The sequence below is a fragment of the Kitasatospora sp. NPDC056531 genome (assembly GCF_042794375.1).
Classification (GTDB): Bacteria; Actinomycetota; Actinomycetes; order Streptomycetales; family Streptomycetaceae; genus Kitasatospora.
This window is the reverse complement of sequence record NZ_JBHTTU010000039.1, coordinates 50,728-65,235: the sequence shown is the minus strand read 5'-3', so window position 1 is coordinate 65,235 and position 14,508 is coordinate 50,728. Positions and strand designations below refer to the sequence as shown.

Here is a 14,508-nt window from a genome sequence, read left to right as displayed (position 1 = left end):
CCTTGAGGGGGAGGATCAGAGGAAGTAGAGGCGGCTGAGGGAGACGCTGTCGGCGGGCTCGGAGCGCAGCGGCGAGCCGTCCAGTGAGACCAGCCCGGTCTCGGTGACCTCGACCTGGCCGACGCGGGCGTTGCGCACCATGTCGCGCGGCCCGATGCCGCGGGTGCCCCGGACGCCGACGCGGCGGCGGCGGGTGGGCAGTCCGTCGGCGGGGCGGTCGAGGTAGGCGCCGTCGGCGGCGGCCTGGGCGACGAAGGCCACCGAGATGTCGGCGGCGGTGGCGCCGTGGGCGCCGAACTGCGGCCCCAGGACGAGGGGTTCGCAGCGGTCGGTGGAGGCGTTGGGGTCGCCGACCACGCCGTACGCGGGGAACCCGGCCTTGAGGACGAGCTGCGGCTTGGCGCCGAAGTGGTCCGGGCGCCAGAGCACGATGTCGGCGAGCTTGCCGACCTCGATCGAGCCGACCTCGTGGACAAGGCCGTGCGCGATGGCCGGGTTGATGGTCAGCTTGGCGATGTAGCGCAGCACGCGCTCGTTGTCGTCGCCGCTGTCGGTGGTGCCGTACGAGCCGGTGCCGTCCAGCGGGCCGAGTTCGGCCTTCATCTTGCCGGCCATGGCGAAGGTGCGGCGCACCGTCTCGCCGGCCCGGCCCATGCCCTGGGCGTCGGAGGAGGTGATGCCGATGACCCCGAGGTCGTGCAGCACGTCCTCGGCGCCCATGGTGCCGGCCCGGATGCGGTCGCGGGCCATCGCGGCGTCGCCGGGCAGGTCGACCTTGAGGTCGTGCGCGGAGACGATCATGCCGAAGTGCTCGCCGAGCGCGTCCCGGCCGAAGGGCAGGGTGGGGTTGGTGGAGGAGCCGATGACGTTCGGCACGCCCGCCATCTTCAGCACGTTGGGGACGTGACCACCGCCGCAGCCCTCGATGTGGAAGGCGTGGATGGTCCGGCCCTCCAGCACCTTCAGGGTGTCCTCGACGGAGAGGCACTCGTTCAGGCCGTCGGTGTGCAGGGCGACCTGGACGTCGTACTCCTCGGCGACCCGCAGCGCGGTGTCCAGGGCGCGGGTGTGGGCGCCCATGTCCTCGTGCACCTTGAAGCCGGAGGCGCCGCCCTCGGCCAGCGCCTCGATCAGCGGGGCCTCGTCGGAGGACGAACCGCGGCCCAGGAAGCCGATGTTGACGGGCCAGGCGTCGAAGGCGTTGAACGCGTGGCGCAGCGCCCAGGGCGAGTTGACGCCCACGCCCCAGACCGGGCCGAACTCCTGGCCGATGATGGTGGTGACGCCGGAGGCCAGCGAGGCCTCCATGATCCGCGGCGAGAGCAGGTGGACGTGGGTGTCGATGGCGCCGGCGGTGGCGATCATGCCCTCGCCGGAGACGATCGTGGTGCCGGTGCCGACGACCACGTCCACGCCGTCGAGGGTGTCCGGGTTGCCGGCCCGCCCGATCGAGGCGATCCGGCCGCCGATCAGACCGATGGACGTCTTGCGGATGCCCTGGACCGCGTCGATCACCAGCACGTTGCTGATCACGACGTCGCAGGTGTCGCGGACGGCGGCGGGCTTGAGGTGCAGGCCGTCGCGGGCGGTCTTGCCGAAGCCGGCCAGGAACTCGTCGCCGGGCGCCTGGGAGTCGGACTCGACCCGGACGATCAGGCCGCTGTCGCCGAGCCGGATCCGGTCCCCGGCGCGCGGGCCGTGGACGGAGATGTAGTCGTGGGGGCTGATGGCCGTCATGCTCCCGCCTCGCTTCGCTCGGCGGACCGCGCCGGCGCGGCCGCTCTGTCCAATTGCTCGCTCCGCTCGCTCATGACGGCACCTCCGCGTCGTCGAAGCTGGTCAGGTAGCCGGTCGCGCGGGCCTTCGCGAGGGCGGCCTCCTTCGCGCCGGGCGCGTCCAGGGGCCCGTCCACGAGCCCCGCGAAGCCGATCGCGACCCGCTCGCCGCCGATCGGCACCAGGCCGACCTCGACGGTGGCGCCCGGGTCGAAGCGCACCGAGGAGCCGGCCGGGACGGCCAGGTGGGTGCCGTAGGCGGCGGCGCGGTCGAAGGCCAGGCGCGGGTTGGCCTCGAAGAAGTGGAAGTGCGAGGTGACCGAGATCGGCACCCCGGAGGTGTTGTGGACGGGGATCAGCAGCGTCTCCTCGACCGGGTCGTAGCCGGCGCCGTCGCCGATCAGCGCGCCGCCGGGGGCCTCGTCGCCGAGTGAGCCGGCGCCCTTGAAGGGGTCGTTGACGACGGCGAGGCGGGTGCCGTCCTCGAACACGGCCTCGACCTGGACGACGGTGACCACGTCCGGCACGCCGGGCAGCACGTCGTCGGCGGTCAGGACGGAGCGGCCGGCCTCGATGGCCTCGGCCAGGCGAAGGCCGTCGCGGGCGGCCTCGCAGACGGTGTCCGCGATCAGGGCGGTCGCCTCGGGGATGTTGAGGCGCACGCCCCGGGCTCGGCGGGCGCGGGCCAGCTCGGCTGCTGTGAAGATCAGCAGCCGGTCCCGCTCGGTGGGGGTCAGTCGCACGGTTCCTCGCTCGCTCGTCGCCGGGAGAGGGGCCGGCTCGGGGCCGGGGGGCTTATGGGGTGATGTTCGGACCATCATTAGAACGTCGTTCAAACATCTCGGGGCCATTGAACCCGGACCGGGCCGCCCTGTCCAGCGTTGCCGCTCCGACCGGGTCCGGCCTGTCGGGCGGGCGACGGGGGTGAGGGCGGGTGTCCGACGGCGGCGAGGCCGGGTTCCGGGACCGGGCGTGCGGCGGGTCGGGGCCCGCGCGGCGGTGGCGGAGGCGGGGGCGCGTGTCCGGGCGCGCGGTCCGTACGGGCGCCGGGTGTGCGCGGGATCGGGTGGGGGCGGCCTCGAAAACTGCCTCTGCGCTTCGCAAACCTGTCCGGCGCGGGCAGTTGGATCACGTGAACCTCCCCGTGCCCCTTTCACCCCACGTGATCGGACGCACACTGTTGCAAACGCCGTCAACTGGGCATGAGGATGGGTGGTCAGAACGAGGGGGCCACCCGGCCGGCGGGGGATCCGGAGGCGGGGGCCCGGATTTGAGGGCGGGGGATGTGTTGATGGACGGTCAGTCGCGATTCCCGCGGCAGCGGACGGGTTCGGGCGACGCCTACCAGGCCGGGCAGGCCCAGGGCCCGGCCACCGGCACAAGGACGACCGTGTCGGGCGCGTCCGCGCCCGGCTGCGCGTTGCACCACCGGCTGCACCTGACGCTCGACCCGGCCGACCTGGTCGCGGTCGGCGCGGTCCGGCACCGGCTGCGCACGGCGCTGAGCCACTGGGGGGTGCCGGAGCTGTCCGACACCGCCGAGCTGCTCTCCTCCGAGCTGGTCACCAACGCGCTGCTGCACACCGGCAAGGGCGCGGTCTTCGACGCGGTGCTCGGTTCGGACAGCCGGCTGCGGGTCGAGGTGCAGGACGGTGCGAGCCGGCTGCCCGGGCGTCGCCGCGATCCCGACGCCGAGTACGCGACCTCGGGGCGCGGCCTGCTACTGGTGGAGGCGCTCGCGGACTCCTGGGGGGTGCAGCTCAGGGGCGACGGCAAGGTCACCTGGTTCGAGCTCGCGGTGCCCTGATCCCCGCCGCGTCCCGTACCGTACCGACCGCCGGCCCGATCGTCGGACCGCTCACTGCGCCACCACTCGCACCCCCGTCCGCACGATTGTTCGTCATCGATTGATCTGTTCCCGAAGCAAGCCCTGAACAGAAGGCGGAACGTAAGATTTCCGGCCCGTTGCCATTGCCGCTCGGCCGAACATTGGCCAGGATGGTGGGAATGTGTGTCCACGTGCGGGAAAGCAGCGGGGAGACCGAACCTCGACTGACCACTGTGCGTCGGCACCGTCCGATCCAGCACCACCCACCACATCGCCACGCGGCCCGTCCGGACGGTCGGCGCGGTCCGCCACGGCAGCGGCAGGAGCAGCATGCCCACTGAGCCCGAGTCGCCGGGGCCGGCGCTTCCTCCCGGCGCGTCCGCCGTGGAGCCGCTGCCGCCCGCCCGCCCGCCCGCGCAGGCCTCCCGGCGGAACCCGCTGCGCACGCCCCCCGGACTCGCCTCCGGACGGCTGGCCCCCGTGCTGTCCGGCGGACTGCCGCCCGCCACGGCCGACTCCATGCCGGACTGGCTGGAGCCCGCGATGGCCGCCAACGGCATCGGCTCCTTCGACTGGGACATCCGCCGCGACATCCTGGAGGGCGACCAGCGCGCCTGCACGATCATCGGCCTGGACGACGTGGAGCGCGGCCGCTTCGACCGCACCGCCGCCTCCTTCCTGTCCCTGCTGCACCCCGAGGACGCGCCCGTGGTGCGCCGCCGGGTCGAGCGCGCCGTGACCGAGCTGGGCCAGTGCGGCGCCTACTACCGCACCGTCGGGCCGAACGGCGGCATGCGCGCGGTGCGCTTCCGCGGCCGGGTGCTCGCGGACGCCTTCGGCCGCGCCTCCCGGATGGTCGGCTTCGTCTGGGACGCCACCGTCGAACTGCACAAGCGCGACCGCGCCGACCGGCTCGCCCTGCTGCGCGAGGAGCGCTCCCGCTTCATCAAGGAGGCCGCCCGCGCCCTGTCCGAGGCCGTCACCGTCCGGGACGTGGCCCGGGTCTTCACCGAGCTGCCGCTGCCCGGACTGCCGCCGGACGGCTTGGTGCTCGCCTCCTTCGAGGCCGGCCGGGCGCAGATCCTCGGCGCCTCCGGTTACCGCTCCGAGGCGCTCGCGGTCTGGGACCGCGCCGTGCTGCCGTCCGGCCACCCGGCCGCCGAGGCGCTGAAGCACCGCGCCCCGGTCTTCGTCTCCAACCGCGAGGAGTTCCGCGAGCGCCACGCCGACGTCTGGGAGCAGACCAGCCGCACCGGCCGTGGCTCCTGGGCCTACCTGCCGCTGGTGGCCAGCGGCCGGGCGATCGGCGTCTGCGTGGTCAGTTTCGACGACGAGCGCGAACTGGACGCCGACGAGCGGACCCTGCTGACCACCCTGGGCGGGCTGGTCGCCCAGTCGCTGGCCCGGGCCCGGCTGCACGACGCCGAGCACGAGCTGGCGGCGAGCCTGCAGCGGGTGATGCTGCCGCGCACCGTCCCCTCCATCCCCGGCGTGACCACCGCCGTGCGCTACCTCGCGGCCGGCTCCGGCCTGCAGATCGGCGGCGACTGGTACGACGTGGTGCCGCTGCCCGGCGGGCACGTCGGCCTGGTGATCGGCGACGTCCAGGGCCACGACGTGCACGCCGCGGGCATCATGGGCCAGCTGCGGATCGCGCTGCGCGCCTACGCCGCCGAGGGCCACCCGCCCGCCGCGGTGATGGCCCGAGCCTCCCGCTTCCTCGCCGACCTGGACACCGACCACTTCGCGACCTGCACGTACGCCGAGGTCAACGTGGACTACGGCGTGGTCTACGCGGTGCGGGCCGGCCACCTCGACCCGGTGGTGCGCCGCGCGGACGGCACCGCCGCCGCCGTGCCGGTGGCCGGCGGGCTGCCGCTGGGCATCGACCCGGACCAGGAGTACCGGGTCACCCGGTTCAGCCTGGACCCGGGCGAGACCGTGCTGCTGTGCACCGACGGCCTGGTCGAGGCGCGCGGCATGGACCTGGACGAGGGCATCGGCCGGCTCACCCGCGCGCTCGCCCGTCCGCTGCCGGCCCCCGAGGAGGCGGTCCGCGACCCGCTGGAGGACCTGGCCGACCGGATCGCCTCCCAGGCCGCCGACTCCAGCGAGCGCGAGGACGACATAGCGCTGCTGCTCCTGCGCTGGGACGGTCCGGCGGGCGGGCTCACCACCCAGCAGCTGCGCCGCCGGATCGGCCAGGCCGACCTGGCGCGGATCGCCGAGGTCCGCGCCGAACTGCGCGACGCGCTGCGCCGCTGGGGCGTCGCCGAGTTCATCGACACCGCCGAGCTGCTCTCTTCCGAGCTGGTCACCAACGCCATCCGGCACACCGACCGCGATGCCATGTTCACCGCCCGGCTCTACCGCGAGTCGGCCTCGGACGGCGGCCGGGCCCGGCTGCGGGTCGAGGTGGAGGACGAGTCCGACCTGTGGCCCACCCGCCGCACGCCGGGGGAGCAGGCCTCCTCCGGACGCGGCCTGATGCTGGTCGAAGCGCTGGCGGACGCCTGGGGCGTGGAGCCGCGCGGCTCCGGCAAGCGGATGTGGTTCGAACTCAGCGGGGCGAACGCGGCGTAGATCCCGCCGGGTCGGCGTGGTCGGCGTGGTCGGCGCCGTCCGGTCGCGCCGCGGCGGCAATCGGTCACGCCTCAGTGCAACGGGTGCGCGCGGCGGCCGCGTCTGCGAACCTGAAGGCAGGTCACGAGCCCCGGCGCGGCCCGGCAGCCGACGAGGGCGAGTGGCCAGAGCCCGCCGACGTGAGGCGGGCGGCCATGACCACTGCCGTACCCGAGGATCACGCCATGGTGTCGATCTTCCATCACCGCAGGGACGACCGAGCCGCCGAGTCCCCCACCCTCCCGCTGCCGCCCCCGCACCAGGAGCCGGCCGGGCCCCGCTACGCCACCGACGGCGCCGCCCGCCTCCCGCTGATCTACGTCCGCGGCTTCGCCGGCGGTACCAGCGGCATCGACAAGCAGGTGGACGACCCCTTCTACGGATTCAACACCGGCTCGACCCACATCCGGGTCGGCGGCGACGGCGACCCCCAGTACTACCAGTTCGAGAGCCCGTTGCTCCGGCTCTTCGCCGACGACGGCTACCACCCGCTGACGGCCGGTGACCCCAGGGCCTACCTGCAGTCCTGCGAGGACGGGTCGGTGGACCGGGCGACCGTCTGGATCCACCGCTTCTACGACGCCTCCGCCGACACCTTCGGCAAGCGGGCCGTCGACTTCGACATCGAGGCGGCGGCCCGCGACCTGTACGAACTCGTCCTGCTGGTCCGGAAGAAGACCGGTTCGGACAAGGTCGACCTGATCGCCCACTCGATGGGCGGCCTGGTCTGCCGAAGCATGCTCCAGAAGTGGTCCTACGACAGCCTCGGGGACTTCCGGCCGACCGTCCCCGGCAAGGACCTGGTCGACAAGCTGTTCACCTACGGCACTCCGCACAGCGGGATCGGCTTCGCCGTCGGCGGCGGCCTGCTCGACGAGTTCATGGAGGACCTCGGCCCGGTCGGGTCCGACATCTTCTCGCCGGAGAAGATGTACGGCTACCTGGTGCCGGGGGTCGAGTACGGCACCGAGGCCCCGGACGGCTGGCGGGCCGAGCGGATCCCGCCCCAGTACTTCGACACCGACCGGGTCTTCTGCGTGATCGGCACCGACGCCGGCGACTACGGCCTGGCCCAGAAGGTGGTCGGCCCGCAGAGCGACGGCCTGGTGGCGATCGGCAACGCCTGCGTCGACGGTGCGCACCACGCGTACGTCCACCGTTCGCACTCGGGCCGTTACGGCCTGGTCAACTCCGAGGAGGGGTACCAGAACCTGCGCCGCTTCCTGTTCGGCCGCAAGCGGGTGGCGGTCGCCCTCTCGGGCCTGGAGCCCGGCCCGCCCGCGACCGACGGCCGCCGGTCGTTCCGGCAGGGCGAGCTGCAGCTGTCGATCCGCGGACTGCCCGTGGTGACGGACCAGCAACTGGCGGCGCACTACTGCCCGGTCGCGCTGGAGCCCGACCCCGACGGCGGCTCAGTCCCGCTCACCACCGTCTTCCTGCTCGATCCGCTGACCACGCCCGCCGACGGCACCGACGAGCCGGTCTCGCTCCCGTCCCGCTACGCGCTGCACCTGCGGGTCTCCCGGCTGGCCGAGGAGCACGGGGTGCTGTCCTGGCGCGACCACCTCGCCCAGACGGCGGACTGGGACGACGTCCTGATCGTCGACGTGGGGCACGAGAGCGACGACCCCAAGGGCGAGTTGAGGATCTGGGCGGCCTGGAACTCCGGGCTGCCCGGCGCGATCGCCGACCGGGACCCGGTCGGTGCCGGCCCGCTCGACCACGGCCAGGACGCGATCCCCGTCCCCCTGCCGCCGAGCGCGGGCCGGCTCCTCGGCGCCGGCGCGGCGGTCGTCCTCACGCCCGGCGTCTGGCACTGACCCCGGTGGAGGTGCTCAGCCGAACCGCCCTCGGCCCGGCCGCTGTTCGGCCCGACCGCCGTCAGTCGAGCCGCCGTCAGCCGAACTGCTGCTCCAGGTCCTTGAGCTTGCGCTCCAGCGAGTCCAGCCGGGGCAGGGTGACGGTGTCCTCCTCCGCGGTGAGGTCGATGGTGCGCCGCTCCGGACGGGCCGGCAGGCCCGGCTGGACGACGGTGCCCTCGGCCGCGCCGACCTCACGCGGCCCGTCCTCGCGGGGCCCGGCGGCGCCGGCCTCCGGCCGCTCCGCCCCGGGCCCGCCGGCTATGGCGGGCTCCGAGCCGGACTCCAACTGCCGTGCGCCGCCGCCGCGGCCGCGCCAGTGACCGCCGCTGCGGTTGATCGCCCGGATCTCGGCCCGCTCACGGCGGCCCGCCAGCTTGCGGCGCTCCTTGTCCAGGGCGCGTTCCCGCCTGTCCTCGCGGACCTCGTCCACCGCCTCGTCCAGGCTGCGCACGCCCTCCAGCAGCATCAGCGACCAGGCCGCGTAGGTCTCGCGCGGGGCGCGCAGCCAGCGGACGATGCGGATCTGCGGCAGCGGGCGGGGCACCAGGCCTTGTTCGCGCAGCGCGGCCCGGCGGGTCTGCTTGAGCGCCCGGTCGAACAGGACCGCCGCGGACAGCGACATGCCGGAGAAGAACTGCGGGGCGCCGGCGTGGCCGAAGCCGCGGGGGGCGTGCACCCAGTTGAACCAGGCCGAGGCGCCGGCGAACAGCCATACCAGCAGCCGGGAGCCGAGTGCGGCGTCGCCGTGGCTGGCCTCGCGCACGGCCAGCACCGAGCAGAACATCGCGGCGCCGTCGAGCCCGAACGGGACGAGGTACTCCCAGCCGCCGGAGAGGCCGAGGTTCTGCACGCCGAAGCCGACCAGCCCGTGGAAGGACAGTGCGGCGGCGACGCCGGCGCAGCAGAACAGCAGCGTGTACGAGGCCGCGCCGTACAGGGATTCCTTGTGGCGGCGCCTTTCCTCGGAACGCTCCCAGGAATCCGAGCCGGCGGCGGGAGCGGATCCCCGGCTCCGGGCCAGGGCCACCAGGAGCGCGCTGACCAGTAGCCCAGCAACCCCGGTGACGGCCCAGCCGAGCGGTATGTCGGACAATTTCATCGCCGGAACCAGCCTCGCTTTCCTGCGTCGCTTTCCTGCGTCGTGATGGCGGGGACCATCATGGCGGATGCTCGGCGGGGGAACGGCTGATTCGCCGTCAATGCGCTGAGGAGAGGGATTTCTGATCCGGCGGAAATCGCATTGTCGTATCAGTGTGATGTGGATTGTTCCCGAAATGATGGCCTTTTCGGATTCAGAATCGGACGGATTTCCGTCAACCCGCCGTGACGGGTGGCGGCGCGGCTCGGCGCCGCCGGATCCGGGGGCAGCCGCCGCACATCTCCTCGGGCTCCACGGTGTACACGAGGCAGCAGCTGGCCCGGGCTCGGTCGGTGTCCGAAGCACCGGCCGCGCCCTCCGCCGGACCACCGGGAGCACCGGAGCGGTCGGGCGCCGGGTCCGCGAAACCGGCGCCCGGGGTGAAGGGGGCCGGGGCGGGAGCGGGGCACCGGCCCGCGCCGGGCGCGCACGCGGCGGGCTCCCCGGGGGCCAGCAGCGCGGTCAGCTCGGCGCGCGCCCGCTCCTGCTCGCCGAGCAGCCCGCCCGCGTACCCGAGCCCCTCCACCACCGCGTCGGTGGCCATCGCCCACAGCACCCGGGGCCCGCGCCGCACCTCCGGCCCGAAGGCGGCCAGCACCGGCCCGAGGAACTCGCCCAGCGCGCCGCGCAGTTCGGCGGCCAGCGCGGGCTCGTCCGGTGCCGTACGGGCGTGCGGCGCGCGGGCCGCCGGGTCGTCCGGCAGGCAGGCGAAGGACTCCGGGCGGACCGTCAGCTCGACCGAGCCCGGGCCCCGGCGCACCGAGACGTCCGCCGGGCCGAGCAGCGGCACGCGTCGCTCCAGGAGCCACGGCACGGTGAACAGCAGCGAGACCGGCCAGACGAAGCGGTGCAGTCCGAAGCCGGCCGCCACGTCCGGGCGCAGCGGCCGTCGGTAGCGGGCGAGGCCCTGCCGGGCGTCGTGGGCGACCAGCTCGCGCACCGCCCCGGGGTCCGCGGCCAGGTCGGCGACGGTCAGCCAGCCGTCGCCGCGCCGGGGCGGGGCGCAGCGCACGCTCACGACCGGAGTGAGCACGGTCAGTCGGTGGTACGACGGCGCGCAGGGGGCGGGGGAGTCCGGCGCGGGGCCGTGGGCGTGCGCCTCGGTGGTGCGGGGGGCGCGCGGCGTGGGGCCGGGCCGGGTGCTGCTCGCGGTCATGGGCGGGCCCCATCGGGTCGACCGGGGCCGCCGGTGGACCGCCCGGCGGTGCCCGGTCGTCACGGCGCCGGGCCCGGCCGGACCGGGGCACGGCGGTGCCCGGGGAACGGCAAGGCGACCCGTCCGGGGCACTGCTCACCCCGGACAGGTTAGGCTCACCTTAGCTGATTGCTCCCCGGGTCTCACTGGTGATGCGTCCGTCCGGGGGGAGGCCCCGGCGCACGGGCGGAGGTCGGGGGCGTGGCGGACAGCTGCCGCGCGAGCCAGACCGGCACCCCGCCCAGGACGTGCACCAGCCGGGCGGCCTCGGCGCGCAGTCGCGCGGCCTCGGCGGGCTCGGACACCTCGGCGAGCGCCGCGAGCGCCGGCGCGACCCCCACGGTGAAGCCGAGTTGCTCGCGCAGCCGCAGCGAGGCGTCGAACCCCTCCCGGGCGTTGCCGCGGTCCCCGCGCGCGAGCGCCAGCGCGGCCAGGTGCCGCCAGGTGTAGGAGCGCAGCAGTTCGTCGCCGCGCTCCCCCGCGCCCTCGTGCGCCCGGCGGTAGGCGATCCAGGCGGCGCTGCGGTCGCCCAGCAGGTTCTCGGCGACCAGTCCGCGCCGGAAGTCCAGCAGCGGGCGGCCCGGCGCGTCCGGCGGCAGCAGGGCCGAGGTGCGGCCGAGTGCGGCCTGCGCCTCGTCGAGCCGGTCGCGCGGGCCGAGCACGCTCGCCAGGTACGCCAGGAAGCCGCGGGCGCAGGCGGCGGCCGCGCGTTGCTCGGTGCCCTCCGCCAGGGCCTCGGCCAGTCGTAAGGCCTGTTCCGCCTGGGTCCAGTGCGCGGCGGTGAACAGGCACTGCTCGATGAGGAGTTCGGCCCGTGCGAGGGCGGCCGTGGGGTCGTGTTCGGCGGCCGGGCGCAGCAGTTCGGCGGCTTCCTGCCAGCATCCCCGGGAGCGTAGCCGCCACACGGTGTCGCCCGGTTCCTCCGCTGCCGCCCGCCCCCGCCCGTGCGAATCGCCCGGGCCCCATCCGTGCTCCGACAACGCCACCTCCTTGTGTGCGCCATCCGGCATGGGCGCGGACCTGCCCTGAGGCCCGGCCGCCACGGTCCGTTCGCATGGTGACGGCAGGGCGGAAGGCCCACGCTGTGGCGGCAATTCAACACGGGGGTGAGCTTGTGCACCAGATCACGAGCGCAGGTTGTTGCTTTCGGCGGGGAAATGATCTAGTGGGGCGCGGGGTCGGTCAGTGCCCGGCCGGTGGGTGGCCGGCGGGCGGTCAGGAGGTCCAGCCGGTCTCCATCAGGGCCTCGGCGGCGCCGTTGGCGGGTTGTGGAACGCCGGCCAGGTCCAGGCTGAACAGGGCGACCAGCAGCTGTTCGCCGCGCACGGTGGCCTGGTGCGAGTAACCGGCCAGGGTGAACATGGCGGCGGCCATCTCCTCGGCGTGCAGGGTCTGCAACCACAGGCACTCGACCGACTTCACGTCGGCCGGCTCGGTCCAGGTGTCCACCTGGGCGACCATCCGGCTGCCCAGCAGGGTGACCCCGTCGCGCTCCTGGGCCTCGGTGAGCTCCAGGTCGTCGAAGCCCAGCCACTCCAGGTAGCGGGCGGCGGTGAACACCGCGTCCTGCGAGGTGCGCACCGGGTGCGGGCGGAACGGCGTGCGGTGGCGGAACGGGCGGGAGCGCCCGGCGGAGCCGCCGGGCGGCGCGGGCACTGGGGCGCTCATCGGGTGGGCCGGGTACGGCCGGGAGGCCTGCGGGCCGGGGGTGGCGAGCGGACCGGCCGTCCCGCTGCCCAGCCGGGTGGCGCGGTCCACCGGGAGCCGGACGGTGGCGCCGCAGTTGCAGGTGAACTCGGGCTGCGGCCACTGGTCGGAGCGGCCGCAGTGCGGGCAGCGCATGCTCAGCCAGGAGTCCTCCCAGGAGCGGAACCGCACCTGCACCGGCACCCCGCCGCGCAACAGCGGTACCTTCAGCGAGGCGCCGCACGGGCACGGCAGCGACGGCGGTTCGTACAGGTGCTCGCGGCGGCAGGCGGGGCAGCGGATCGCCCGGGCGCCACCGCCTGCCCCCGGCCCTGGCAGCGCGGGGTCGTGTCCGGTGAAGTCGTCGGGCAGTCCGGCCATCGCGGGCTCCGTCCGTCGGTGTCGGGTGGGTGGGGCGGTTCCCATGCTCCCCGAAACGCCCGGTTCTGGGCGCGGAATGGAGCAATCCTCAGGGACGGATCAGGGAATGGTGCCCGGCGGGGGCGATGTCGACACCCTTCGTAGGGAGGATGCGCGGTCGGCGCACGGAGGATGCTCAGCGCGCGGACCAGCGTTCCAGGTCGGCGGGGGTGTCCAGGTCGTCCGGGACGGCCACGTCCGCGCACTCGACCAGGGCGAGCTCCCCGGCGTGCGCCGCCAGCAGGGCGCGGGCCCCGGCGTCGCCGGAGGCGCCCGCGGCGGCCTCGGCGAAGTGTCGGGCGCCGATCAGCACCGGGTGCCCGCGCCGCCCTTCGTAGGCCGCCGCGGCCAGTTCGGCGCCCGCCCGGTGCGCGGCCAGCAGCCGGGCCACCGCGGCCGGGGTGACGCCCGGGGTGTCCACCAGCATCACCAGCACCGCCGGGGCCCCGGGCGGCAGGGCGGCCAGCCCGGCCCGCAGCGAGGAGCCCATGCCCTGCGCCCAGTCCGGGTTGGCCACCAGTCGGCAGCCCGGCAGGTGCGCGGTGACCCGTACCCGCTCGGCGTCCGCGCCGAGCACCACCGTCACGTCCGGGCAGCCGCCGGCCCGTACGGTGGCCACCGCGTGCTCCACCAGCGGCCGGCCCGCGTACCGGACCAGCGCCTTGGGCCGCCCGCCGAGCCGGCGACCGCCCCCGGCGGCGAGGACGAGGGCCGGGACGTCGGCTGCTGTGTTCTGCATGGGCCCAGCCTGCCCGGTGGGGGCGAGGTCGCGCAGCACCCCCGTGGTTGTACGAACCCACAAGGCGAAGGCGCAGGTCGGCGGCGGTCCCCGGCGGTTCGGCCGCTGGCCCCGCGGGCCGCCCGCCCTCTGTACTGGGTCGATGAACACCGCACCGCACACCGAGCCGCGGCGCCCGCTGGTGGACCGCTTCGGCCGGGTCCACACCGACCTGCGGGTCTCGCTGACCGACCGCTGCAACCTGCGCTGCACGTACTGCATGCCGGCGGAGGGGCTGGACTGGCTCGCCCGGGACTCGGTGCTGGGGGACGACGAGGTGGTGCGGCTGGTGCGGATCGCCGTGGAGCGGCTGGGGGTGCGCTCGGTCCGGCTGACCGGCGGGGAGCCGCTGCTGCGCCGGGGTGTGGTGGGCCTGGTCGGGCGACTGGCGGCACTGGGGGTGGAGCTGTCGCTGACGACCAACGGGATCGGCCTGGCCCGGACGGCCGCCCAGCTGCGGGAGGCGGGGCTGCGGCGGGTGAACGTCAGCCTGGACACGCTGCGGCCCGAACGCTTCGCGGCGCTCACCCGGCGGGACCGGATCGACGACGTGTTCGCGGGGCTGGCCGCCGCGAAGGCCGCCGGGCTGGACCCGGTGAAGATCAACGCCGTGCCGGTGCGCGGGGTGAACGAGGACGAGATCGTCCCGCTGGTCGAGTTCGCCGTCGGGCACGGCTACCGGATGCGCTTCATCGAGTCCATGCCGCTGGACGCGCAAGGCGCTTGGGAGCGCGACGCGATGGTGACGGCGGACGAGATCCTGGCCCGGCTCGGCGAGCGCTTCGACCTGGTGCCCGTCGGGCGGCACGGCAACGCCCCGGCGGAGGAGTGGCGGATCGCCGGGACGCAGGCGGTGGTCGGGGTGATCGCCTCCGTCACCCGCCCGTTCTGCGGCGGCTGCGACCGGGTCCGGCTGACCGCCGACGGGCAGCTGCGCAACTGCCTGTTCGCCACCGAGGAGTCCGACCTGCGGGCCCTGCTGCGCGGCGGGGCGGACGACGACCGCATCGAGGAGGCCTGGCGGACCTCCATCGCCGGCAAGGGCCCCGGACACGCCGTCAACAGCGCCGGGTTCGTCCGGCCGGAGCGCCCGATGTCCGCCATCGGAGGCTGACCGCCGACGGCGTGTGGGCTTCGACGGCGTGTGGGCTTCGACGGTGTGTGAGCTTCGACGGATTCCCCCGCGATGTGCTCCGGGAGGGGG

11 protein-coding genes are annotated in these 14,508 nt (G+C 74.8%); 4 read left to right on the top strand and 7 right to left on the bottom strand.

Annotated features, from left to right (window positions below):
* Positions 1 to 15: 15 nt before the first annotated feature.
* The gene (locus ACFQ87_RS27950; RefSeq protein WP_380613596.1) at positions 16 to 1,737 is read right to left on the bottom strand and encodes an urease subunit alpha; all 1,722 of its coding nucleotides are present in this window, start codon (positions 1,735 to 1,737) and stop codon (positions 16 to 18) included.
* Positions 1,738 to 1,807: 70 nt separating this feature from the next.
* Entirely contained in the window at positions 1,808 to 2,518 is a 711-nt protein-coding gene (ureA, locus tag ACFQ87_RS27945; protein WP_380613595.1) for an urease subunit gamma, read from the bottom strand.
* A gap of 548 nt (positions 2,519 to 3,066) precedes the next feature.
* Here ureA and ACFQ87_RS27940 point away from each other — a divergent pair.
* The 3 genes from ACFQ87_RS27940 (at position 3,067) to ACFQ87_RS27930 (ending at position 8,045) form a co-directional block, all read left to right on the top strand.
* Positions 3,067 to 3,582, top strand: a complete 516-nt coding sequence (locus ACFQ87_RS27940) for an ATP-binding protein (protein ID WP_380613594.1) — start codon at positions 3,067 to 3,069, stop codon at positions 3,580 to 3,582.
* A gap of 351 nt (positions 3,583 to 3,933) precedes the next feature.
* Positions 3,934 to 6,186, top strand: coding sequence for a SpoIIE family protein phosphatase (locus tag ACFQ87_RS27935; RefSeq protein ID WP_380613593.1), 2,253 nt, complete (start codon positions 3,934 to 3,936; stop codon positions 6,184 to 6,186).
* Positions 6,187 to 6,380: 194 nt separating this feature from the next.
* Positions 6,381 to 8,045: an esterase/lipase family protein gene (locus ACFQ87_RS27930; protein WP_380613592.1), complete on the top strand. Its 1,665-nt coding sequence runs from the start codon at positions 6,381 to 6,383 to the stop codon at positions 8,043 to 8,045.
* Positions 8,046 to 8,121: 76 nt separating this feature from the next.
* Here the strand turns inward: ACFQ87_RS27930 and ACFQ87_RS27925 are convergent, their stop codons facing one another.
* The 5 genes from ACFQ87_RS27925 to ACFQ87_RS27905 all read right to left on the bottom strand — a co-directional run bounded on the left by ACFQ87_RS27925 (position 8,122) and on the right by ACFQ87_RS27905 (position 13,265).
* Positions 8,122 to 9,186 carry a DUF2637 domain-containing protein gene (locus ACFQ87_RS27925; protein WP_380613591.1) on the bottom strand — a complete coding sequence of 355 codons (1,065 nt, stop codon included), beginning with the start codon at positions 9,184 to 9,186 and terminating at the stop codon, positions 8,122 to 8,124.
* Between the two features lie 214 nt (positions 9,187 to 9,400).
* Positions 9,401 to 10,381, bottom strand: coding sequence for a (2Fe-2S)-binding protein (locus ACFQ87_RS27920; RefSeq protein ID WP_380613590.1), 981 nt, complete (start codon positions 10,379 to 10,381; stop codon positions 9,401 to 9,403).
* Between the two features lie 182 nt (positions 10,382 to 10,563).
* Complete coding sequence (locus ACFQ87_RS27915; RefSeq protein ID WP_380613589.1) at positions 10,564 to 11,430, bottom strand: hypothetical protein; 867 nt, start codon at positions 11,428 to 11,430, stop codon at positions 10,564 to 10,566.
* A gap of 205 nt (positions 11,431 to 11,635) precedes the next feature.
* Positions 11,636 to 12,487, bottom strand: coding sequence for a hypothetical protein (locus ACFQ87_RS27910; RefSeq protein WP_380613588.1), 852 nt, complete (start codon positions 12,485 to 12,487; stop codon positions 11,636 to 11,638).
* Positions 12,488 to 12,662: 175 nt separating this feature from the next.
* A complete protein-coding gene (locus tag ACFQ87_RS27905) occupies positions 12,663 to 13,265 on the bottom strand; it encodes an NTP transferase domain-containing protein (protein ID WP_380613587.1) in 603 nt (200 codons plus the stop codon).
* A gap of 142 nt (positions 13,266 to 13,407) precedes the next feature.
* On the opposite strand from ACFQ87_RS27905, the gene moaA reads away from it, so the two are divergent.
* Positions 13,408 to 14,418 (top strand): GTP 3',8-cyclase MoaA, encoded by a 1,011-nt coding sequence (gene moaA, locus ACFQ87_RS27900; protein ID WP_380613586.1) that lies wholly within the window; start codon positions 13,408 to 13,410, stop codon positions 14,416 to 14,418.
* Positions 14,419 to 14,508: the final 90 nt, after the last annotated feature.

What these genes read in the sequence shown, in the direction of transcription:
- ACFQ87_RS27910 (WP_380613588.1), bottom strand. Translation starts at nt 12,487, where the DNA reads ATGGCCGGACTGCCCGACGACTTCACCGGACACGACCCCGCGCTGCCA.
- ACFQ87_RS27925 (WP_380613591.1), bottom strand. Translation starts at nt 9,186, where the DNA reads ATGAAATTGTCCGACATACCGCTCGGCTGGGCCGTCACCGGGGTTGCT.
- moaA (WP_380613586.1), top strand. Translation starts at nt 13,408, where the DNA reads ATGAACACCGCACCGCACACCGAGCCGCGGCGCCCGCTGGTGGACCGC.
- ACFQ87_RS27950 (WP_380613596.1), bottom strand. Translation starts at nt 1,737, where the DNA reads ATGACGGCCATCAGCCCCCACGACTACATCTCCGTCCACGGCCCGCGC.
- ACFQ87_RS27915 (WP_380613589.1), bottom strand. Translation starts at nt 11,430, where the DNA reads ATGCCGGATGGCGCACACAAGGAGGTGGCGTTGTCGGAGCACGGATGG.
- ACFQ87_RS27935 (WP_380613593.1), top strand. Translation starts at nt 3,934, where the DNA reads ATGCCCACTGAGCCCGAGTCGCCGGGGCCGGCGCTTCCTCCCGGCGCG.
- ACFQ87_RS27940 (WP_380613594.1), top strand. Translation starts at nt 3,067, where the DNA reads ATGGACGGTCAGTCGCGATTCCCGCGGCAGCGGACGGGTTCGGGCGAC.
- ACFQ87_RS27930 (WP_380613592.1), top strand. Translation starts at nt 6,381, where the DNA reads ATGACCACTGCCGTACCCGAGGATCACGCCATGGTGTCGATCTTCCAT.
- ACFQ87_RS27905 (WP_380613587.1), bottom strand. Translation starts at nt 13,265, where the DNA reads ATGCAGAACACAGCAGCCGACGTCCCGGCCCTCGTCCTCGCCGCCGGG.
- ACFQ87_RS27920 (WP_380613590.1), bottom strand. Translation starts at nt 10,381, where the DNA reads ATGACCGCGAGCAGCACCCGGCCCGGCCCCACGCCGCGCGCCCCCCGC.